General features: G+C 50.7%; 20 protein-coding genes. 9 read left to right on the top strand and 11 right to left on the bottom strand.

Going from position 1 to position 21,891, the window contains the following annotated elements; genetic code table 11:
• Positions 1-6 precede the first annotated feature (6 nt).
• The 3 genes from ACJJI0_RS02135 to adiC are packed head-to-tail and all read left to right on the top strand — an operon-like array spanning position 7 to position 5,567.
• A complete protein-coding gene (locus tag ACJJI0_RS02135; protein WP_444884465.1) occupies positions 7-1,719 on the top strand; it encodes a thiamine pyrophosphate-dependent enzyme in 1,713 nt (570 codons plus the stop codon).
• Between the two features lie 48 nt (positions 1,720-1,767).
• Positions 1,768-4,074: an Orn/Lys/Arg family decarboxylase gene (locus tag ACJJI0_RS02130; protein ID WP_444884464.1), complete on the top strand. Its 2,307-nt coding sequence runs from the start codon at positions 1,768-1,770 to the stop codon at positions 4,072-4,074.
• The gene (gene adiC / locus ACJJI0_RS02125) at positions 4,071-5,567 is read left to right on the top strand and encodes an arginine/agmatine antiporter (protein ID WP_444885905.1); all 1,497 of its coding nucleotides are present in this window, start codon (positions 4,071-4,073) and stop codon (positions 5,565-5,567) included. The genes ACJJI0_RS02130 and adiC overlap by 4 nt, the downstream gene beginning before the upstream one ends.
• Here the strand turns inward: adiC and ACJJI0_RS02120 are convergent.
• Positions 5,557-6,024, bottom strand: coding sequence for a YpsA SLOG family protein (locus ACJJI0_RS02120; RefSeq protein WP_444884463.1), 468 nt, complete (start codon positions 6,022-6,024; stop codon positions 5,557-5,559). The genes adiC and ACJJI0_RS02120 overlap by 11 nt on opposite strands.
• Before the next feature lie 79 nt (positions 6,025-6,103).
• Here ACJJI0_RS02120 and ACJJI0_RS02115 point away from each other — a divergent pair, with 79 nt between their 5' ends.
• Positions 6,104-6,235: a DUF2269 family protein gene (locus ACJJI0_RS02115; RefSeq protein ID WP_444884462.1), complete on the top strand. Its 132-nt coding sequence runs from the start codon at positions 6,104-6,106 to the stop codon at positions 6,233-6,235.
• Positions 6,236-6,243: 8 nt separating this feature from the next.
• On the top strand, positions 6,244-6,570 hold the full coding sequence (locus ACJJI0_RS02110) for a DUF2269 family protein (RefSeq protein ID WP_444884461.1): 327 nt from the start codon (positions 6,244-6,246) through the stop codon (positions 6,568-6,570).
• A 46-nt stretch (positions 6,571-6,616) separates the two neighbouring features.
• Here ACJJI0_RS02110 and ACJJI0_RS02105 read toward each other — a convergent pair whose 3' ends face one another.
• The 3 genes from ACJJI0_RS02105 to ACJJI0_RS02095 form a co-directional block, all read right to left on the bottom strand.
• Positions 6,617-7,594, bottom strand: coding sequence for a hypothetical protein (locus tag ACJJI0_RS02105; RefSeq protein WP_444884460.1), 978 nt, complete (start codon positions 7,592-7,594; stop codon positions 6,617-6,619).
• Positions 7,595-7,652: 58 nt separating this feature from the next.
• The gene (locus ACJJI0_RS02100) at positions 7,653-8,279 is read right to left on the bottom strand and encodes a malonic semialdehyde reductase (RefSeq protein WP_444884459.1); all 627 of its coding nucleotides are present in this window, start codon (positions 8,277-8,279) and stop codon (positions 7,653-7,655) included.
• Between the two features lie 73 nt (positions 8,280-8,352).
• Entirely contained in the window at positions 8,353-8,814 is a 462-nt protein-coding gene (locus tag ACJJI0_RS02095; protein WP_252082116.1) for a DUF3429 domain-containing protein, read from the bottom strand.
• Positions 8,815-8,881: 67 nt separating this feature from the next.
• On the opposite strand from ACJJI0_RS02095, the gene ACJJI0_RS02090 reads away from it, so the two are divergent.
• Positions 8,882-9,142 carry a DUF3081 family protein gene (locus tag ACJJI0_RS02090; protein ID WP_252082117.1) on the top strand — a complete coding sequence of 87 codons (261 nt, stop codon included), beginning with the start codon at positions 8,882-8,884 and terminating at the stop codon, positions 9,140-9,142.
• 220 nt (positions 9,143-9,362) lie between these two features.
• Here the strand turns inward: ACJJI0_RS02090 and ACJJI0_RS02085 are convergent, their stop codons facing one another.
• A complete protein-coding gene (locus ACJJI0_RS02085) occupies positions 9,363-9,989 on the bottom strand; it encodes a MiaE family protein (protein ID WP_444884458.1) in 627 nt (208 codons plus the stop codon).
• A 289-nt stretch (positions 9,990-10,278) separates the two neighbouring features.
• On the opposite strand from ACJJI0_RS02085, the gene ACJJI0_RS02080 reads away from it, so the two are divergent.
• Positions 10,279-11,214, top strand: a complete 936-nt coding sequence (locus tag ACJJI0_RS02080) for a hypothetical protein (protein ID WP_444884457.1) — start codon at positions 10,279-10,281, stop codon at positions 11,212-11,214.
• Between the two features lie 27 nt (positions 11,215-11,241).
• Here the strand turns inward: ACJJI0_RS02080 and ACJJI0_RS02075 are convergent, their stop codons facing one another.
• The 3 genes from ACJJI0_RS02075 to ACJJI0_RS02065 all read right to left on the bottom strand — a co-directional run bounded on the left by ACJJI0_RS02075 (position 11,242) and on the right by ACJJI0_RS02065 (position 13,168).
• Positions 11,242-11,682 carry a hypothetical protein gene (locus ACJJI0_RS02075; protein WP_444884456.1) on the bottom strand — a complete coding sequence of 147 codons (441 nt, stop codon included), beginning with the start codon at positions 11,680-11,682 and terminating at the stop codon, positions 11,242-11,244.
• The gene (locus ACJJI0_RS02070; RefSeq protein WP_444885904.1) at positions 11,679-12,608 is read right to left on the bottom strand and encodes a lipid kinase; all 930 of its coding nucleotides are present in this window, start codon (positions 12,606-12,608) and stop codon (positions 11,679-11,681) included. Before ACJJI0_RS02070 ends, ACJJI0_RS02075 begins: the two co-directional genes overlap by 4 nt.
• Positions 12,609-12,712: 104 nt before the next feature.
• A complete protein-coding gene (locus ACJJI0_RS02065; RefSeq protein ID WP_444884455.1) occupies positions 12,713-13,168 on the bottom strand; it encodes a DUF1289 domain-containing protein in 456 nt (151 codons plus the stop codon).
• A gap of 306 nt (positions 13,169-13,474) precedes the next feature.
• Between ACJJI0_RS02065 and acnB the strand changes: the two genes are divergently transcribed.
• Entirely contained in the window at positions 13,475-16,090 is a 2,616-nt protein-coding gene (gene acnB, locus ACJJI0_RS02060; RefSeq protein WP_444884454.1) for a bifunctional aconitate hydratase 2/2-methylisocitrate dehydratase, read from the top strand.
• A 187-nt stretch (positions 16,091-16,277) separates the two neighbouring features.
• Here the strand turns inward: acnB and ACJJI0_RS02055 are convergent, their stop codons facing one another.
• Both ACJJI0_RS02055 and ACJJI0_RS02050 read right to left on the bottom strand, forming a co-directional pair.
• Positions 16,278-17,654 carry an MFS transporter gene (locus ACJJI0_RS02055; RefSeq protein ID WP_444884453.1) on the bottom strand — a complete coding sequence of 459 codons (1,377 nt, stop codon included), beginning with the start codon at positions 17,652-17,654 and terminating at the stop codon, positions 16,278-16,280.
• A gap of 477 nt (positions 17,655-18,131) precedes the next feature.
• Complete coding sequence (locus tag ACJJI0_RS02050) at positions 18,132-19,514, bottom strand: MFS transporter (RefSeq protein ID WP_444884452.1); 1,383 nt, start codon at positions 19,512-19,514, stop codon at positions 18,132-18,134.
• A 211-nt stretch (positions 19,515-19,725) separates the two neighbouring features.
• Here ACJJI0_RS02050 and ACJJI0_RS02045 point away from each other — a divergent pair, with 211 nt between their 5' ends.
• Positions 19,726-20,472 carry a sulfite exporter TauE/SafE family protein gene (locus ACJJI0_RS02045; RefSeq protein ID WP_252082127.1) on the top strand — a complete coding sequence of 249 codons (747 nt, stop codon included), beginning with the start codon at positions 19,726-19,728 and terminating at the stop codon, positions 20,470-20,472.
• Between the two features lie 210 nt (positions 20,473-20,682).
• Here the strand turns inward: ACJJI0_RS02045 and ACJJI0_RS02040 are convergent, their stop codons facing one another.
• On the bottom strand, positions 20,683-21,819 hold the full coding sequence (locus ACJJI0_RS02040; RefSeq protein ID WP_444884451.1) for a hypothetical protein: 1,137 nt from the start codon (positions 21,817-21,819) through the stop codon (positions 20,683-20,685).
• Positions 21,820-21,891 lie beyond the last annotated feature (72 nt).

Genomic DNA, 21,891 nt, shown 5'->3' with positions numbered 1-21,891 from the left:
ATTTCCATGGAGACCGTTTCGGAAATTATTGTCGATGCCCTGGTAAAAGCCGGAGCAAAGCGCTGCTATGGCATCGTCGGCGATACCATCAATCATTTCACCTCCGCCGTGCGCCAGTCCAAGCTGGAGTGGGTCCACGTTCGTCACGAAGAGGTGGGTGCCCTGGCTGCGGGCGGTGAGTCTTACTTGAGCGGGGAACTGAGTGTCTGTGCTGGTACCGCTGGCCCCGGCAGCCTGCATTTTCTCAACGGCATCTTTGAGAGCCACCGCAATGGCGCACCGGTATTGCTGATCGCCACCCGCATTGACCGAGCCGAGCAGGGGTTGGGATTCCCGCAGGATGTCGATCAGATCAAACTCTACGAGCAGTGCGCAGTATTCTGTGAAACCCTTTCCGACCCTGAGCAGGCTCGCCGCATTGTGAGCCAAGCTGCCCAGGCAGCTCTCAACCACAGAGGCGTTGCGGTAGTTGAGGTCAGTGGCGATATCTTCAAGACCAAGATCAAAGACTCAATTCCCTGGGCTGTTCATCGCCCCCAGTGGTTAGCACGCCCCACTGATGAGGAGCTGGATGCGCTGGCAGAAAAGCTCAACCAAGCAGGGAAAATTGTTATCTATGGCGGTATCGGCTGCCGCTTCGCGCACGATGCAGTAGTTAAGCTGGGACAGCAGCTGGCAGCACCCATAGTGCATACCACCCGCTCCAAGGAATATCTGGAATACGACAATCCTTGCAACGTCGGCATGAATGGTATCCTCGGCAACCCTGCCGGTTATCGCGCAGTTCAAACCTGTGACCTGCTGTTGTGCCTGGGTAACGATTTCGCCTACACCCAGTTTTACCCGGAAAAAGCCACCATTATTCAGGTGGATATAGCGGCTTCCCACCTCGGGCGACGCACGCCCATTCATATGGGCCTGGTCGGCGATGTCGGCGCGACCATTGAAGCCCTATTGCCGAGATTAAAAGACCGCAGTGACAATGTATTTCTCCAGGACCTGCTCGGTCGCTATCAAAAAGACCTGGAGCAGCTGGAAGAGCGCGGCCACGAGCCAGACCCCAAACTGATTCACCCACAGTACGTTGCCCAAGCCCTGGACAAACTCGCCAGCGACGAAGCTGCATTTACCGCCGATGGCGGCTCTCCCATGGTTTGGCTGCTGCGCCACCTGCGCGCCAATGGCAAGCGCTCCTTCCTCACCAGCCTCTCCCACGGCACCATGGCCAATGCCTACCCCCAGGGTCTGGGTATGGCTAAGGCAGACCCCAACCGCCAGGTAATTGCGATGTGTGGCGATGGCGGAATGACCATGCTAATGGGCGATCTATTGACCCTGGTGCAGGAAAAAATCCCTCTCAAACTATTGGTCTTTAACAATCATTCCCTCGGCTTTGTGGAAATGGAACAGCGTATAGAGGGGCTGCTGGATAGCTACACCGACCTGCAGAACCCCGACTTCAGCCGCATGGCGGAAGTGATTGGTATTCCTGGAGAAAAAGTCGAGAAAGCGGGTGATCTCGAAGACGCGATGAAACGCTGGCTGGCAGTCAAAGGACCTGCCTTACTGGACGTCACTGTAAACCGGCTGGAACTGGTGATGCCCCCGGAGGTGACAGCGCAGCAGGTGTCTTCCACCGCGCTATTTGGCCTCAAAGCCATACTCAACGGACGCGCAGATGAAGTGGTCGACCTGCTGAAAGACAACTTTCTGCGCTGACGGGGAGCCGGCCAACTCGACCCGAGACGCAACCCAGGCGGGAGGTTCATGCACCAGCTCGGAAAACAAATGCCCACCAATATGTTGGCCCTGCTCGCCAGTGGGGAGATCGCCAGCAACAGCGCTCCTGGCCGCGCCGCCACACGCCTGCAGGAGGAGCTGGCGCAGCGCCGCATCGACCTGATCACCACAGTTTCAAGTGACGATGCCAGTGCCATGTTGCGCGCCAACCCGGCAATACAATGTCTGCTGCTGAACTGGGAACTGCCCGGCAGCGGTCACCCCCCAGCGCTGAATGTGCTGGAGCAGTTGCGAGCACGTAATCTGCATCTGCCGGTATTTCTGCTCGCAGACCGCGAAACCGTCAGCAATATGCCACGCCGCGCCCTGGAGCTGGCCAATGACTTCATTTGGATTCTGGAGGACACCCCCACTTTTATCGGCGGGCGTATCCAGGGTGCAATCAGGCGCTACAGCCAGGCGGTGCTGCCGCCCATGTTTGCCGCCCTAACCCATTTTTCCCATGTGCATGAATACTCCTGGCACACGCCCGGCCACACTGGTGGCACCGCATTTTTAAAGTCCCCTGCAGGGCGCGCCTTCTATGATTTTTTCGGCGAAAATATGCTGCGTTCAGATTTGTCCATCTCTGTGACAGAGCTGGGCTCCCTGCTCGATCACACAGGCCCCATCGCCGCAGGGGAACGCTACGCAGCCAAGGTATTCGGCGCAGATCGCACTTACTATGTCACCAACGGCTCCTCCACCTCCAATCGCGTGATTGTGATGGCCTCTGTGACCCGCGGCCAGCTGGCCCTGTGCGACCGCAATTGTCACAAGTCTGTAGAACATGCCATCACCATGTCCGGCGCTGTTCCTACTTACTTGATACCGTTGCGCAATCACTACGGTTTGATTGGCCCGATTCCCCCAGATCAGTTGACGAAAGCAGCCATTTCAGAGGCCATTGTTAACAATCCCCTGGCGGGCAGCGCCGATAGCCCGCGGGCGGTACATGCGGTGATTACCAACTCCACCTATGACGGCCTCTGCTATAACGTGCGTCGGGTGGAGGAATTACTGGGTGAGTCCGTAGACCGACTGCATTTTGATGAGGCCTGGTACGCCTATGCGCGCTTCAACCCGATCTATCGGGATCGCTTCGCGATGTACGACAGCGAGGACGACGAGCCTCACACCGGCCCGACAAAATTTGCCACCCAGTCCACACACAAACTGCTGGCGGCCCTATCGCAGGCCTCCATGATTCATATCCGCGATGGGCGCAGCCCCATCGAACACGGTCGCTTTAACGAGGCGTTTATGTTGCACGCCTCCACTTCACCCCTCTACTCCATCATGGCCTCGAATGATGTCAGTGCGGCGATGATGGACGGCCCTGGCGGCACTGCGCTCACGGGCGAATCTATCGCTGAGGCGGTGGCTTTTCGCCAAGTGTTGGCACGGCTGAAACGAGAGTATGGGGAAAAAGGGGAGTGGTTTTTTGATGGCTGGCAGCCGGATCAGGTAACAGAACCCTCAAGCGGCCAGAAATACGCCTTTCACAGCGCACCTACAGAGCTACTGTGCAGCGAAGCCAGCTGCTGGTTGTTGAATCCCGGAGACTCCTGGCACGGATTCGGCGAGCTAGAGAAAGGCTATTGCATGCTCGACCCCATTAAGGTCTCCATCACTACCCCGGGCATGCAGCGCAACAGTCAGCTGGCGGAATGGGGTATTCCAGCCGGCATTATCAGCAAGTACCTGGATAACCTCGGCATTATTGTCGAGAAGACCACTGATTTTACCATCTTGTTCCTATTTTCCATCGGCATAACCAAGGGCAAATGGGGCACGCTGATCAACGCACTACTCGCCTTCAAACGGGACTACGATGCCAATCAGCCTCTCAGCCAGTGTCTGCCCAATCTGCTGGCCAAACACTCTGGTTATGCCGATATGGGCCTACGCGACCTGGCGCAAAAAATGTTTACCCGTATGAAGGAGCTGCGCAGTACAGCAAAAATGTCCGCTGGTTTTTCTGCTCTGCCACAGGCCGACTGCAGCCCTGTGCAGGCCTATGAAGCCCTGGTGCGCGGCGAAGTGGAATTGCTCCCCTTGAGCCAGTTGGCTGGGCGCAGCGCAGCAACCGGGGTTATTCCCTACCCACCGGGTATTCCGCTATTGATGCCGGGGGAAAATTTTGGCAGCGAGGGCAGTCCTGCCCTGGAATATTTACGCGTGCTGGAGTCCTTCGACCGGGAGTTTCCCGGCTTCGGCCATGACAACCACGGTGTCGAAGTACACAAGGGGCACTACCATGTCTACACCCTGAGCCGGGGGGCCGCGCCATAACCCCCCAGACGGCGGAGAGTAATAAAATCGGCCTGGTGCCAGCCACGCTGATGGTGGCCGGCAATATGATGGGCTCCGGCGTATTTATGCTGCCTGCTAACTTGGCAGTTATAGGCAGCATTTCTCTGATTGGCTGGTTGATCACCATCGTGGGCGCCGTATCACTAGCACTGGTTTTTGCCCGCCTTGCCGCCTTGGACCCAGCCGCCGGAGGCCCTTATGCTTACGCACGCAGGGCATTTGGCGACTATATCGGCTACCAGACCAACCTCGTGTATTGGCTGGCCAATGTCATCGGCAATGTCGCACTGATCACCGCCGGGCTGGGCTATATCACCCATTTCTTCCCCCCGCTCCAGGACCCTATGACCTTTGCCCTGGCCCAGGTGGCCATGATCTGGCTACTTACCTACGCGAATATCCTCGGGCCGCGCATGGTTGGTCGTATCCAATCGCTCACCACCAGTTTGGTGTTTATTCCCATTCTCGGTACAGCACTCTTCGGTTGGTTCTGGTTTGATAGCCAGACATTCAACGCCAGCTGGAATGTCTCCGGCAAGAGCAATGCCAGTGCAATTATGGCCACCCTCACCTTTACCCTGTGGGCATTTATCGGCGTGGAAACCGCATCTGTATCCGCCGCGGTGGTGAGAAACCCCAGCCGCAATGTGCCGATCGCCACTGTTGGCGGGGTATTGCTGGCATCGGTAGCCTATGTCCTGAGTTCTTCGGTCATTATGGGCATGCTGCCTAACAAAGAACTCATCGCCTCTTCGGCACCTTTTGCCGACGCCGCACGTTTGGCGTTAGGCAATACCGCCGCGAATATTGTTGCAGTCTGTGCAGCAGTAGGCTGTATCGGCTCTCTCGGCGGCTGGATTCTTTTGGTGGGGCAATCTGCCAAGGCTGCAGCTGATGACGGTCTCTTCTCCAAAGCCTTTGCCAAAACCAATCCTAAAGGGGTGCCCTCTGTCGGCCTGACTTTGGTGGCCATTCTGATGTCCTTACTGGTACTCGCCACCATTTCTCCCAGCGCCAGCCAGCAATTTGGCAAGATCGCCTCGGTGGCGGTCATCATGACATTACTGCCCTATATCTACTCGGCAATTGCACTGCGGGTACTCGCTTACGGCAAAATACCGCAGCAACAATACACACTGTTTACTGTAATACTGCTAATTGCCGCAATCTATTGCCTGGTGGCACTGGTGGGCTCCGATGGCCAACAGACGCGCTGGTCGCTGATATTTGTTATTGCCACCGTTATTTTCTATGCGCTGATATTAAATCGCCGCCGCAGCGTTGAAGAGAAACACTGGCTACCCGGCGGACCGGAGCCAAAGTGGGTGCAATACTTTACCCTCGGCGCAACAGTCACTGCGCTGTGCGTTTTTTTCTGGTTTTCCGTGGGCCAGCATGCAGACCTAGAGCTTCGCCTGCGCGCGCCACAACCACAAGTTTCGAACCAACAGTCTCAACCACTTAACCACTAAATACGCGCTGTATGGTCTCGGCCGTGCGCCAGGTAATTCCCTGAGAATTTGATTCCCTATTCCCAGCCACATTTAAAATATAAGGTTTATTTTTACCGATAAAATCGCGGATTTGTTTGCAACAGTCATCCCAGGGATCAATCACTAAAAAGGGTTTACCCAGCTCCCGGCAAAACTTAATGGTATAAGAGGTACCATCACTGCCAGGATTGTCGGTAAAAATCAAAGTTGCATCAGAATTACGGATATTCTCCCGAGTGCGCTCTGCTAAATTCCCAGATGCCAGTTCAATCAGCCCGAAGCTTTTGAGAAAATCGGCGCGCTCTCCAACTTCGGTCCAATACCCCTGCGGGGCAGTACCACCGGTGGCAATACCCAATCGTTGCCCGGCGATCAAGCCACCAGTATCCGCACCGGTCTGCCCACCGCTGATAATTTTTTCTGGTTTGAAACTCATAGCCAAATCAAACCTATAGGATTGAAAGTTATGCGCTAAAACTCTACCTTATTGCCGGTTTATTTTGGTCTGCCGCTTTATGAATTACTACCTCGCACTCAAGACACTACATATTCTCTGCGCCATTATCGTACTCGGAACCGGTACCGGGATTGCCTGGTATACTTTGCGCGGCTGGCTGTCCGGTGATTCCCAGGTGATTCCCAGGTGATTCAGTGGGTGAGCAAGGAAACGGTGCGAGCAGACTGGATATTTACCGGCAGCGCAGTGCTCGGTTTACTGGGAAGTGCCATGGGGATGCTGGTGATTAACCCGGCATGGATAGAACAAACCTGGCTGCAATTGGCTGCCGGGCTAACCCTAGCGGTTTTCCTATTGTGGCTACCGGTTATCTACCTTCAATATCAATTGCGCGCACATGCAAACCAAGAAAATAGCCACAGTCAAATCCGTGGGATCATGCGCATTTGGTGCCTGCTAGGTGCTCTGGCTTTTCCCTTAACGATTGCTATCGTTTACCTGATGGTTTCCAAGCCCTCCTTTTAAACAGCATCACGAAAATTTGATGATGGCCAAATACACGATTTCAGCCTTAACTCCCTCCCCGCAGTATTTTATAGCTTGCTCTCTCCCCCATATCTTTCCACTGCCGCTTAAAGTCCTCCAGCACAACCCCTGCGATAATATCGGCAAAACCGTCCGGGGTTTTACTCAACCGCTCTAAGGCTTTCTTTTTACATAGTGGAATAATAACTGCAGATTTCTCGCGTCTATCACACCTCAGCAAGCGACTGCGAATTTGCTCAGCCTCGCCACCGGAACAACTTGCATCGGTAATGACAAAAACATTGGTATCACTATCGAGATCAGGGCAGATCAGGTCCCACCCAAGATCAAACTGCCGGAATACAACCCCGCGAAAGCGCCCCCTGCCCACCTCACTACCTGTGATAAAGGGCCAGGCATGGGCTAGGGTCCAAAGATAAGATTTACTGAGCACATATTGCAGGTGTTGGTTTCTCACCAAACCCAACTGACACTGCTTTTTGAAAGTTTCATCATCCAGTTTTGCCTTACTGCAGATTGCCTTGGGAATAAGCTCCCCTTTATAACTGGTGGTAGGAATTACCACGACAAAATCATCGGCCTCTTTCTTTTTTTCCAAGGCTTTAACAATGGTGGCCTGTAAGTGCAGAATAAATTCTTCGGTAGAAATCACGTCATGGGGTAAAGACACCCTCTCTTCCCCCAGATTCATGTATCGCGATTCATTTCGATACGCCGAAATAATTGGCTCTAGTTCCTCCTTGCTGAACAGCAGTTTTTTACCCAAAACCGCTTCTTCATTAATTTTTCTGGCATAGCAATCCAGAAGCATCTGGTCAGCCCGGTAAATTCCTTTATTTTTAGATGAGACACAGCGTAAATATTCAGTATCCTGAAACGCGAGAAAACGCTCAACTACCGGCCGGCTGATATCCCTGCCAAACAACTCATACAAAACCTCTTCATCTCTGGGTAAAAAGTAATTATTCGGGCGAAATAGATTTTGCAATTGCCTATGAGCCATTCATCCAACTCACTTTTAACCTTCCTCTTAAAATCTTGGTGGCATTCACACAGTGCCCTCAAACAACTTGGCATACCTCATCGAATTCAAAGCGCGGGTTGCGCGGATGTAACTTGGCATCTACACCGTATCCCAGATTACAGAGAAAGTTGGATTTAATATGGCCTGGACAGTGTTCCTGTACAAAGGCTAGGGTTGAGGACTGATCACTGAAAAATTCATGATCCACTAGGGCATTATCAAACCCAGACATAGGGCCGCAGTCCAAGCCCAAAGCCCTTGCCGCCAGAATAAAGTAGCCTCCCTGTATTGAACCATTGCGAAATGCCGTGGTTTCTGCCAACTCTGGATTATCGGCAAACCACTCACGCGCCGGTGTGTGGGGAAACAACTTGGGAAGATATTCGTAAAAGCGCATATCAACTGCGATGATTGCTGTCACCGGTGCCGACATGGTTTTCTCAATATTGCCCGCATTCAAAGCCGGTTTAAGCCGGGCTTTTCCCTCCTTGCTCACAATAAAAACAACCCGCACCGGGCAACAATTAGCGCTGGTGGGCGCCATCCTGACAAGATTGTGCAACTTTTTCAGCAACTCATGCGGCACCGGTTTATCTTGCCAGTAACTGTGTGTTCTAGCTTCAAAAAATAATTGATCTAATGCTGGAGGGGCAATCGATTTCATACCTGGCATTCTCGTGTCGCTTTCTGGTGAAAGTCTAGCTTTCAGAACGACGGAGAAACGGTTACTCCAAGTGTTAACGCAGCAGTATCATGCCGATATGGCAAGCAATCACCAGATAGGTCACGATACTGCGAGTACGAAAATACTGCTCCCGACCAGGCAGATTGGGATTTAAGCGGGCCTCCATCCAGGCCACAAAGGCAAAACCTATTGCGAGAATGGGCAACCCCCAAGCACTTTGATAAAGCATTAATCCCACCCACCCGGCAAGCGCAACCACATTACTGAGCACGATCAACGCCAACCGGTGAGGGTGGCCGGGCCGGTTCAGCGCGCCCCCCCACCAGATACCACACAAAAAGCTGAGAATCACTGCACTATAAGCGGTAAAGAATAGGCTGGCATCAATACCCAGGAGGGAGACTTCAGTTAGCTGCAACAATAGACCGACAACAAAAGGACAGAGCCCCAGGTAAGCCAGGGCATCAAATAAACGGGTATCCACCACCGGCTGCTGATAGCCGCTACTATCCATGCTGTCTAATCTTCCATACAGTAAGGGAGAACAGAAACAACAAGTTTAGTGGCACGGGGAAGCCAGTATGGAAGAGGAGAGCAAAATTGATGTCAAACAGGCCTTGCGGGTATTTGATCGTGTCACCCGGGAGGGACACAAGGAAACAGACGGCTGGCACTACAAGGGGCTGACAGTGAGCACCGACTTTGATGGCTACACCGTATTTATCAACTCAGCAAAAGTGAAGCTCACCGTCTTTTTTCACAATAAGTTTTCTATCGATTATTCGAGCGACAGAGAGCTGCAGGATTTTATACGCCTACTGGCTAGTCTTGATCAGAAATGAATACCTTAAGCGCCGTTGCTCCCCATTGGACTAGCACCGTGGTAGCGCCTAAACCGCGGTAGCACCTAAGCAGCACCTAAGCAGCACCTAAATAGGCACACAGCATTTTGGTGTCCAATGTACTGCCTGCAACTGATGTAGAACAGCTTCATAGCCCTCCTGTCTAGTTAGGCAAGAAAGTGATCTCCATCAGTGACAGTTCAATGATTTTTAACGGACCCTAGCCCTGCGACTTTCCCGGCACACCGCTATGGAAACGAAACTCACCATCGCCACTCAGCACAAGCTCTTTCTCCAGCGCTAACAACGCCTGCACCCGCGGCTCAATATCTTCATCTGCGGCTTTTTGCGCGAGATGTAGATAGTCGCGGAAATGGCGAGCTTCAGATTTCAGCAGAGACAGGTAAAATTTTTGCAGCTCTTCATCCAAGTGTGGCGCTATACGGGCAAAGCGTTCACAGGAACGTGCCTCAATAATGGCTCCACAAATCAGAGTATCCACAAGGCGCCCTGGCTCTGCGCTGCGCACCTCGGCACGCAACCCAGCCGCGTAGCGGGAGGCGCTCACGTGGGGATAGGCAATGCCGCGCTTTTCCATAATGGCCAGTACTTGCTCGAAGTGGCGCAACTCCTCACGAGCCAAACGCGACATCTTGTGCAGCAGCTCAAAATCCCCCAGATAGCGAAACATCAGGTTGAGCGCTGTACCGGCCGCCTTCTTTTCACAGTTGGCGTGGTCCACCAGCATAATTTCCGGCTCAGCCAGTGCTGCCTCAATCCAGGCATCCGGGGTGGCGCACAGCAGGAATTCGTGAATCGCGGACAAATCGGGAACTTGGGCACTCATGGGATCAGTATTTCATCTGGTATCAATCATTTGGCGCGGGATTATAGCGGCACAACAGCAGAAAGGCAGGCCCCAAAAGAAATCAAGCGCTGTTCTCCAGGACAGCTTTTACTGACAATAGCTATCTATCCTTTTCCCTATGACGCACCCCCTTCAGTCAACCTCTAGCCAACCTCTAACCAACTTCACACGCCAGGCACCCCCCAGTTTTAAACAGTCCAAATAGAAATTTGTTAACGGTTTATTAAGTGCATTAAAATATTGATCTTTTGGATAGTGGAACTCGGCGATGAAAGACTATCGGCAATTGGCACTCAGCATCCCCCCCTTACTGGAGCAGATCCACAGCAGCGCAGCAGAATTACGCGACTCTCTTGAACAACTTCAAACTGCCAGTAAGCCCTGGCAACACTATCTGCTGCAGCCACCTTTTGCCTTGGAAGCAGCCCAGTCCTTGCAAGAAAGCTTTGAGCGGCCCTTTTCTCTTGCTGGCGCCCTGTATAACCAGCTGGATTATGCCGAACCTCTCGGAACCGGAGGCGATGCCCGTGCAACCCTGCAAATCCCAGGTCTATTGGCGGTTCCAGACAAGACTCTGGCACTGGCAAAACAACTCAACAGCGACAAAGAGGCCTTTGCCAATGCTATCGCCGAGTACCGATCAGCCTTAGCAGAGCGGCCCATGGCAGAGCGAGACCGCAACGTGCGCGAGGTACTGGCGCAAGCAGGCTACCCCCGCGCGCACCTGCGCCAGTGCTACCGCCTGGTTTTACTCTGCGAACAGCATCCCAATGCCATCACACTCTCCTGGATAAAGGCACGCAAGTCCATTCGCAAAGTCACAGTGCAGTGGTGTGAAAAAAAGCTGGTCCAGATGGACCCAACCGGTGCAGATCCCGGCACCCAATACCAACGGCAACTGCTTGCCGGCCTGCACAAAAGCCAACAGGAGGACCTGCGCCAGGTACAAGTGCAGAGCCGCCCCAATCTACAGGTGGCCGAAATTTTCTTCGCACAGGAAGCTGGAGAGGAAGACCAGTATCGACAAGTGGGTTACTCCTCCATGCCGATACTAGTGGCTGCGAATGAAGCCGGGCGATTGCCTGAATTTACTCGGGTCGATCATCAACCCAGTGTGAGCCGGCGCCGACAAAGAAGGGACCTGGCTATTTCCACAGAGCCATTCCTACCTGCCTTGCGTGTCTTCTTGCGACAGCAACGCTAGCGCCGGTTAACCGGAACGCCCAAAGGGCTACCGGAGCCTTTGAGCCAGCTCCGCCAATGTTTCTTCGAGTTGAGTCCGGCAGACTTCTTTAAGCGCCTTGTGGGATTTATCAAGAGCACTCAACTCATCATCGTTAAGACGCGCAAGTAGCTCACGATCGGCGTCTTGACGCTTTTTGAAAATCTCTTTGGTTTTGTCCTCAGCCAGTAGGGGCGCAAAGCTCTGCAGTAGCTGTTCACCAGCCTTGAGGTCCCTATCCGGCTCAGAAGGCAAACTATCTTCGGCACGAATTGCCCGCTCTAACTTGTCCGCAAGCACCTGCCGGCGTTTGGTAATTGTGTTTAAGAAATTAGCTGCCGACTTTTCTTCAAGTTGCCCGGCCGCTGCCCGGTAATCCTCCTCGCTACGGCTAATAAGCATAAAAAGATCATTCAATGCTGCCTGGATATCAGTGCGAATGAGTGTCATTGCCCTCTCTCTTTTCTACTGAGGAGTTCCTCTGAATTGCGTGGCACCAGAACCTCAAGCGCTCTGGGAATCACCGAAAAGGTTGCAGGGGTTTCAGCAACCGGCTCCCCATCCGCATGAATCTGCAGACGCGGCTTGGTTTCTACCTCTATTCGCTGAGCACTGGCATTAAAAACCCCCTCGGTTAGATGGTGCTTGCCACCGCGGAGCAAAAGTGCCATGCCCAGCAACTCCAACAGGCCGCGCGGACGCAGACTATAGAGGTTAAGCTTGGCATCATTGATGCGTGCCTTCTCTGCAACCAGGTTGCCGCCACCGTAATAACGACCATTGCCCACGGCCAATTGGATTGACCGCATTTGGCAGCGCTCTTCATCTAGTGCCAGATTAACCCGGAATTTTTGTGTACGCCTCAGAGCAATAAAGAAGGCTCTCAGATAACTTAGAACCCCCCAGCGCCTTTTAATCTCGGAGTCTTGTGCTTCAGTCACTTTTACCCCAAGCCCCATATTGGCCACATTGAAAAAATAGTGACCATTGACAACACCGAGGTCGATTAGCTGGCGATGGTTGCCGATAATGACATCAAAAGCCTGCTCCAAGTCGACAATGCCAAGGGAGCGTGCCAAGTCATTCGCGGTACCCAGCGGTAGAATTGCCAGGGCCAATTGGCACTCTTTCAATACCCGAGCGGTGGAGCTGATGGTGCCATCTCCGCCACCGACTATCACAAGGTCGAGGTTCTTATGACTCTGCCGGATCGCAGCCTCGGTCTCCTCTGGGCCCTCGGAATGCAAGACTTCAACCTCTATTCCGTCAGCGCGTAAGCGCGCTAGGCCGCTGTCGATATCCGCCTCGGCACCATTCCGGCTTTTTGGATTAACCACGAGAAGTACTCTACGCGGATTTTTGTGAGCTGAGCTGATAGCCGGTTCTCCATTACCGGAAAGATGTACATCAATTCTAAAGGGGGAAGCGGCCTCGGGAAATACAGTAGCCCAGGCACGTAAGAATGAGCTGAGGCTGTAAGTCAGTCTTGTATCAAGCCAGGGGCGATAAAGCGCTGATAGTAGGCCACAGACAACGCATAAAAATCTTCATCGATGCGCCGGCGAATTTCCACCAGGCTCACTCCCCTCGCCTGAGCCGTCGGGCGCAGGCCGTAAGCACCCAGATCGCCAATCTGGCTGGCACCGGCGCGCAGCAGCTCAAAAACCCAGCAGTAGGCACTTTGGCTTTCATCAAAGCGAATTTGTTGATGGCGTAACTGGGAAAGCAGCAACGACTCATCAATGATTTCCAGCTGGCTGCGTACAGCATTGGTTAAATAGCCCTCCCGCCTGGAGGCAATAATACGGCGCTGCTCTTCGGTATAAGCATTCCAGTCGATCACCTCGTGGGCAAAACGCTTGCACCCACGACAGACATCATCACCTATTCCCGTTGAACAGACACCAATGCAAGGTGTACGGACTTTTTTGTACATCAATTAACCAGATTTAGCCGATCAGGCAACGCGGGCCTGGATTAAAATTGCGCGTAGACTATTTTGTTTCGGCCACTAAGAAAAGAGGTGAGGCAGCTGTAGTGGGCACAGTAAAATTTGCCCTGCGAATAGTCGAAATTCACTTAAATTATTGATTTTTCGATAAACTTAACAGCCGTAGGGCTTTGCTGTAGTATTCGCCACCCCGCCTTCAGCGGCCTCGAAAAAAAAATCCCGACAACAGTACAAAGATCGGGAATTCCACCCGCTGTTGGTGCCACCCCACACACCAAGAGGGACTTATCCGTGCTTGAAGCCTATCGTAAACACGTCGCAGAACGCGCCGAACAAGGCATCCCACCGAAGCCACTCGACGCAGAGCAAGTCGCTGGCCTGGTTGAGCTGCTGAAAAATCCGCCAAAAGGCGAAGAGCAGGAATTAGTTGACCTGCTAACCCACCGTGTACCCCCCGGTGTTGACGAAGCCGCTTACGTTAAAGCCGGCTTCCTGTCCGCCATTATCAAGGGCGACGCGGAGTCCCCGCTGATCGACCGCAAACACGCTGTAGAGCTGCTGGGCCAAATGCTGGGCGGCTACAACATCTCCACCCTGGTCGAGCTGCTGGACGATAAAGATCTGGCCGAACTGGCTGCCGAGCAGCTGAAAGGCACTCTGCTGATGTTTGACGCCTTCCACGATGTGGAAGAGAAAGCCAAAGCCGGCAACGAATTCGCCAAAGCGGTAATGCAATCCTGGGCAGATGCCGAGTGGTTCACCAAGCGCAACAAAGTACCCGAGAGCATCAAAGTTGCCGTATTCAAGGTCACTGGCGAAACCAACACTGACGACCTGTCTCCGGCACCGGATGCCTGGTCTCGTCCGGACATCCCCCTGCACGCGCTGGCCATGTACAAAATGAAGCGCGACGGCCTGGAGCCAGAAGAAGCTGGCGTTACCGGCCCGCTGAAGCAGATCGAAGAAGTGAAAGCCAAAGGCCTGCCCGTTGCATTCGTTGGCGACGTAGTCGGTACCGGTTCTTCCCGTAAATCCGCCACCAACTCCGTGCTGTGGTACTTCGGTGAAGAAATGCCGGGCGTGCCCAACAAGAAAGGCGGCGGTATTTGTATCGGCGGTAAAGTTGCCCCGATCTTCTACAACACCATGGAAGATGCCGGCGCACTGGTATTCGAAGCCCCCGTTGACGAACTGGGCATGGGCGACGTGATCGAAATCCGCCCCTACGACGGCAAGATCCTGGCCGAAGACGGCAAGGTGCTGTCTGAGTTTGCCCTCAAGTCCGACGTACTGCTGGACGAAGTTCAGGCTGGCGGTCGTATCAACCTGATCATCGGTCGCGGCCTGACCGGCAAAGCCCGTGAAGCCCTGGGCCTGGCGCCTTCCGAGCTGTTCCGCAAGCCTGAGCAACCTGCCGACACCGGCAAGGGTTACACCCTGGCGCAGAAGATGGTTGGTAAAGCCTGTGGCGTTGAAGGTATCCGTCCGGGCACCTACTGCGAGCCCAAAATGACTACCGTGGGCTCCCAGGACACCACTGGCCCCATGACCCGTGACGAACTGAAAGACCTGGCTTGCCTCGGCTTTTCCGCCGACCTGGTAATGCAGTCCTTCTGTCACACGGCGGCCTACCCTAAGCCCGTTGATATCGACACCCAGCACACCCTGCCGGACTTCATTATGAATCGCGGCGGTGTTTCTCTGCGCCCAGCTGACGGTATCATCCACAGCTGGCTGAACCGCATGCTGCTGCCAGACACCGTAGGTACCGGTGGTGACTCCCACACCCGCTTCCCCATGGGTATCTCCTTCCCGGCAGGTTCCGGTCTGGTAGCTTTCGCCGCCGCTACCGGCGTTATGCCGCTGGATATGCCTGAGTCCGTACTGGTGCGCTTCAAAGGCAAAATGCAGCCAGGCATCACCTTGCGCGACCTGGTTCACGCCATCCCTCTCTACGCCATCAAGCAGGGCCTGCTGACCGTTGAGAAGAAAGGCAAGAAGAACATCTTCTCCGGCCGCATCCTCGAGATCGAAGGCCTGGAAGACCTGACTGTAGAGCAGGCATTCGAGCTGTCCGACGCCTCCGCCGAGCGCTCCGCTGCTGGCTGTACCATCAAGCTGTCCGAAGACACCATGTCTGAGTACCTGCGCTCCAACGTAACCCTGTTGCGCTGGATGATCGCTGAAGGTTACGGCTCCAAGCGCACCCTGGAGCGCCGCGCGCGCGCCATGGAAGAGTGGCTGGCCAACCCGAAACTGATGGAAGCGGACGCCGACGCCGAGTACCTGGAAGTGATCGAGATCGACCTGGCCGAGATCAAAGAGCCGATCGTCTGTGCTCCTAACGATCCGGACGACGCTCGCCTGCTGTCCGACGTTGCTGGCGATAAGGTAGACGAAGTCTTTATCGGCTCCTGTATGACCAACATCGGCCACTTCCGCGCTGCCGGTAAACTGCTGCAAGAACACAAAGGTGGCATCTCCACGCGCATGTGGATCTCCCCGCCCACCAAGATGGACGAGCACCAGCTGATGGAAGAGGGTTACTACAACATCTACGGCTCTGCCGGTGCCCGCACCGAAATGCCCGGATGTTCCCTGTGTATGGGTAACCAAGCACGCGTAGCTCCGAACAGCACCGTACTGTCCACCTCTACCCGTAACTTCCCCAACCGTCTCGGCGATGGTGCCAACGTGTACCTGACCTCCGCTGAGCTGGCTTCTGTAGGCGCCATCCTGGGTAAACTGCCGACTCCGGCTGAGTACCAGGAATACGCACAGAACCTGGATTCCATGTCCAGCGAGATCTACCGCTACCTGAACTTCGATCAGATTGAAGACTTCCAGAAGTCTGCCGAAGAAGGCAAGCGCATCGCCGCGACTGAGATCCAGGAAGTTAGTGTATAACTAGCCACCCTATCTCACTAAAAAGCCCCGCCATTTGGCGGGGCTTTTTTATTGCCCGAATACTTTGCGCAGTCATAATCTAGTGCTATCTAAGAAGTAAAACTATAAAAATAAAGCGTAAAACTGAGTTAAAGTGAGCTTTGCCTTTGTTCAGAACAGGGCACTTAACGCACTAAACCCATTCAAATCAAGCCTTACCTCTTCCATTAATAAAAAACACACTCACCACCATACCTAACAAAGCCAAGTGTGCATTCATCAAAAAGGCCCTACTCATACCTGTTGCTAGATCTGGAGCCAGTGCAACGATTGTCGTATTCAAGCCCAGGCCAATAGCACCGCCAATAATCTGAAACATATAAATAATGGCTGCTGCGAGGCTTGCACGGTTAAAACGAAGGATCAATATCGCTGCCGTCGTCACAGTTGGATAGAACAAGCCCATACCAACCCCCATCAATATCAGGCCCGGGACAAAGGCTGTTGGATCAATTTGAGCACTAAGCCTCGAAAGCACCAACATACCGATCCACATAAATAAGGCCCCTAGACTAGAAAGGCGTTTGGCCCCATACCGCCCATAGAGATGTCCAGCCAGATAAGAAGTGACACCAAAAGCAAGCATCATGGGGAGCAATGCAATACCACATTGGATTGCAGAAAAACTCCAAACCTTGCTTAGAAATTGGGGGATAAACATAAGTGCAGCAATAAATGCCACAGAGACCAGAAGGGTCGCCACTCCCTCCGCTAAGAACTTCTTATTCTTCACCACATCGATGGGAATTAGCGGCTCTTCTGAGGAGTGGTAATCCAAAAAGATAAAAACTGTAAAGAAAATCGCAAACGCCAAAAATAAAAGTATGGCTCTATAGTCAGTAAATCCCATATCTACCGACAGGTCCAATCCAACCAATAGCGCAAGTAATGCCAATGAGAGGAAGAGTAGCCCCATTAAGTCCACACGCTCAGAGGGAGACTCAGGCAAGTCACTACCAATCAGTCGCCAACAAACCAACATTGCTACCAAAGTTATCGGGAGATTAAGAAAGAGAATCCACCGCCAGCCTAAAGAATCAGTCACAATACCACCAATAATTGGACCAAGTGCGTTAGCAACAGCACAGCCAAGCATTAATAACCCACCAGCCACTCCTGCGCGTTTACTATCCAAAAGGTGGTATGTCATTCCAATCACGGCGGGCCACATCAAAGCACCACCAATACTTAACATTACGCGGCACCCCATCAACATCCAGATGTTAATGGAAAAGCCCCCCAGCAATGAGAACATCGAAAAAAGTGAGGCGCCTATGAAGAAAGTTCGGCGCCTACCCAGCATATCGGCTAAACGCCCACACGATATTACAGAAACACCAAAAGCCAAGGCATAAGCATTAACCAGCCACATTGTTGTAGTAAGATCGATATTAAAGGTTTTTTGGATCGCAGGTAGAGCAACAGAAAAGGCCGTATAGTCATACCCAATAAGGAAAATAGAGAAAATTAACGCCGCCAGCCCCAAACTGCGGGCTTCGGAAACCGTTAACCCCTTTAAATTCATTATTTTTTACTCACCTAGCCATAAAACACGTTTTATCGACTACTCCATTTTCTGCCCCCCAACAAATACAGCAACTTTAAAACTCTGCTACTTTGCACTCCAAGCATTATTAAAGCCCTTTCTATAAGTCGTTAAATTTTACCTGTCAAGCCAAAAATCACACTAAAACAGCATCCCCATCTCACTATTTCATTAGAGCATTCATTAGTGACCATCGCTTAAAAATAATCCTTAGTCCCCTTCCACAACTGTAAATCATGAAGTGAATCATTCATTAGCCAAGCACAATAGAAAAATACTGAAAAAGAAGCTGATGTTTACCCAAACACAAAGCCTTCAATCTTCCATTCGGTAAAAAGAGTAAGATCTCACACCCTGCAAAGCACTGTTAAATTGAATTGCTCCGCAAACAGATAATCAAAATTGATCTTAAAATTTTACCCAGCAGACAAGATATATAAAGCGTCAAAACAAACCTCAAGAAAAACGTGCATCAACACCCCTCAAAAAATAAAGCGGCAATAAAAAACCAAGAAAAGTTATAAAAGCATCCACCTCAAAAATCCTGTAGACACCTTCAGCAATATCATCATAATAGGCTAGGATTATTGCGTTGAACCCAAGAGCAAGCGCACCACCCAAAAAACGGAACATATAAACAATTCCCCCCGCGAGACTTGACTTACTGGGATCAACCAAAGCAACGGCAGCAGTAACCGCGGCTGGTGAATAGACTCCTAAACTTGCCCCGACCAAAGCCAACCCAGGGATAAAAAAAACATAACTTGTGGATTCATTGAGCACTGACAGCCAATAGAGCCCGACACTCATACCAAGGGCTCCGCTACAAATTAACAACCTTGCACCACACTTTTCGTGTATCAATCCAGATATAAAAGAAAAAATACTGGAGCTTATCATCATTGGCAAAAGTGCAACCCCTGCCATAAGGGCACTATATTTATGAACCTTAATAAAAAGTAGAGGTATATAAACAAGGACAGCAAAGAAGGCTGTTGCAACCAACAAAACACTAAACACTATAGATAGAAAACTGGTATCTTTTATCAACTCAACGGGTATTAGCGCAGCAGATCCCTTACTGATCTCTCTACAACCAAACCCCACAAGAAATACCATTGAAGAACACAACAATAAAGTGGAAAATAATCCAAAAGCATGCTTTTGAGCCAGCACTTCCATAGCCAGCAAGAAACAAAATAGTGACACTGAAAGCAATAATGCACCCAAATAATCAACATCCTCCTCAACTCTCACTACTTCATCAGCTGGGTACTTCCTACAACACAAAAAAATTATTATAAATGCCAATGGTATGTTGACAAAAAGGACCCACCTCCAGGTTAGGTACTCACTAAAAAAACCACCCAATATGGGCCCTAGGGATGTCGACAAACCAAGGGCAGCCAGTATTAACCCTCCCGCCAAACCGGCTCTCTCTGGAGGTAACAGGTTATAAGCCATCCCAAGAATCGCGGACCAGATCAACGCTCCAGCAAACCCCATTAATGCCCGACATAAGAGAAGCACCCATAGATCTTGTGCCAAACCACCCACAAGCGAGGACAACGCAAAGACAATAACGCCAAATATAAATAAGCGCCTACGGCCGTAAACATCTGCCAGTCGACCACCAGTCACAATGATCACTCCATAAGTAAGAGAGTAAGCATTAATTACCCAGTGGACTGAAGTAAAATTTGAGGAAAAATTGGCAGCAATCGCCGGTAATGCAGGAGAGAAAGCTGTAAAGTCCCCTGCAACCAAGAAGACGGCAAGAGAGAGAACAGATAAGCCCCAATAGTGAAGTGATGTGAGTGTACTTTTATCTGCCATCATAAAAAACTATTGAGTGATAACATTCTATTATTTACCAGCCTAAGAAGGCAGATTTGACGTGAAATAATGTGAGGAAACTGTAGATATTTTCATATAATTCGACTTGCTCCAAAATAGATATCCTTTACCACAACCACTAGCCTTAAAATATTTTTATGCTTACCTTTAAGAAATAAAAATCCCTATTGTAGGCACGAAAATCCTCTGACACATGATCATTACCCTCCTTCTAATTCTCGGCCTGATTACTGGCTACATTTCTATTATGGCTGCAGGTGGTGGCGCACTGCTGCTGGTACCACTAGTAGGATTTCTAGTAGGCCCCCATTTAGTCGCCCCGGTATTAACAACAGGAAATGCGATTGCATCTCCATTCGGCGTGTATTTATTTTGGAAGCACATAGATTGGAAGGTGGCATTATGGCTAATCCCAGGCATCATACCTGGTGCAATTATTGGCGCCTACGTTTACACCCAGATGCACCCGCTATTAATAGAGTTTACTGTCGGCTTATTCTTAGTTTCGACCATATTTCAGTTTGGATTCGGGCATAAGAAACGTTCATTTGTTATGTACCTGCCGTACTTTCCCATGCTCGGCTTTGTCACCACACTCTTCTCTTCAATTATTGGCGCTGTAGGCCCCGTACAAAATCCTTTTTTCTTAAACTACGGACTTAACAAAGAGGAGCTAGTCGCAACCAGGGGGGTAAGCTCTTTAATGATGCACTCGACGAAACTTGTCGCTTACTTCCATTTTGGCGCGCTTAACACTGAATTAATCACTTACGGCTTGACCATTGGACTAGGAATTATGACAGGCATGTTTATAGCAAAACATTTCCTAAAGATAATAAGCATACAAAAATTCAACAGCTACGCACTTTCGATCATGTTTGTATCTGGGTTGATTTTAATTTTTCGAGTTAGCGTGCAGCTATGGGAGGCAGTTTCATGATCCACAAAATTACAATTAAAACTAACAAGCAACAATTCAATTTTGAAGCCTTTGAAAACCTTAAGATCTTATAATTTCACCTGACACAAAAGAACACCCCCATCAACAAACCCAGCCACAAAAAAATCAAAACATCTTATAAGCCCCACACCAACATAAAGACCACGAGATTATTATCTTTAACTCTTTGGATATACTCACAATTAGACATTAACCCTCATTTCCTTTCCCTTTCCCCTTCCCTTTAAGATATTCTTCCTGAGATATTTCTTGCCCATGCCGGAGGGCATCATTAAACAGTCGATTATTGCTGGGAATTGGAGTTTGACCTTCCTCTTCACCATAAAATTTTCTGTATATATTTTTAGTCTGATGATCCCTCCTAAACATGACTGACTCAAAAGGATAGTCAATAAAAATATGCCTTAGATTTAAATATTCACCCGTTTTAATCGGCATCAACTCAGACCTCAAAGATGAATAGTAATTTTTACTTTCAACTTCAATCCTCTTTCTTCGTGGATCATCTTCTTTCAAAGAGCGCCATTTCTCGTATAACTCATGCCCTTTTCCACCTTCAATTGTGGTTCTATTTGCAATAGATGCATATACGTCCTTACCCAGTAGAGCTACTGCAGAGTCAGGAGATTCTTTTGCATATATCATCTCAGGGGAGTTCACTTGTATTTCTGCAACCAAACCACTACTCGTTTTAATTTTAGAGTTTACTCCGCTATAACCTAACGGATCCACAGATCCATCGATAACTTTTACCATTGCGCCTTTTGCCCTAAGCATTCCAACCACTATAGGGATTTTATCCTGCGGTACAACAATGGTATTCCTTGCAAGATCCATGATTCGATTTGGATCACCGCCGTAATCATTAATAACTTTTTCCTTAGATCTCTCTAAAGACTTTATCGGCACTTTAGCAACACTCCCCTCATTCATAGCCGCTATTTTATCAGCCAGAAGGTCAATTTCTTTCTTCGCTGCGGGAGCTTTTGCATATAACTCATCTAAGCCTTCGATCTTCTCTGAGTGGAACGATGACTGATCGCTTTTGGAAGCCTCATTTGATACATACTGATGGGACTCAATCCCAACAGGCAACAAATTTTTATTTTTCTTTGAGCTCCCAACAAATAAATTAATGACATAACATCTAGAATCAATAATGCAACTGCCTTTAATGGCACTAGATTCCTGCCAGAACGGATTAGGCCCTGAAAAGCAGGGCTGAGCCAGTGTCGCAGAATCAACCTTTAAAGGTACCAATAAGCCACATACTAAATAAATGACATTATAAAGAGTCAAATAGCATAAATTTGAGCGACTACTCATGTATCGACCCCAATAGAAACGTTTACTCTCAGTTTATATCTGGAGAGTAATAAATGGATACCTTAAGGTAAA

The organism is Microbulbifer mixtoriginis (SeqCode), from assembly GCF_052466695.1.
The sequence above is the reverse complement of the archived record's forward strand: the minus strand, read 5'-3'. Positions and strand labels throughout refer to the sequence as shown.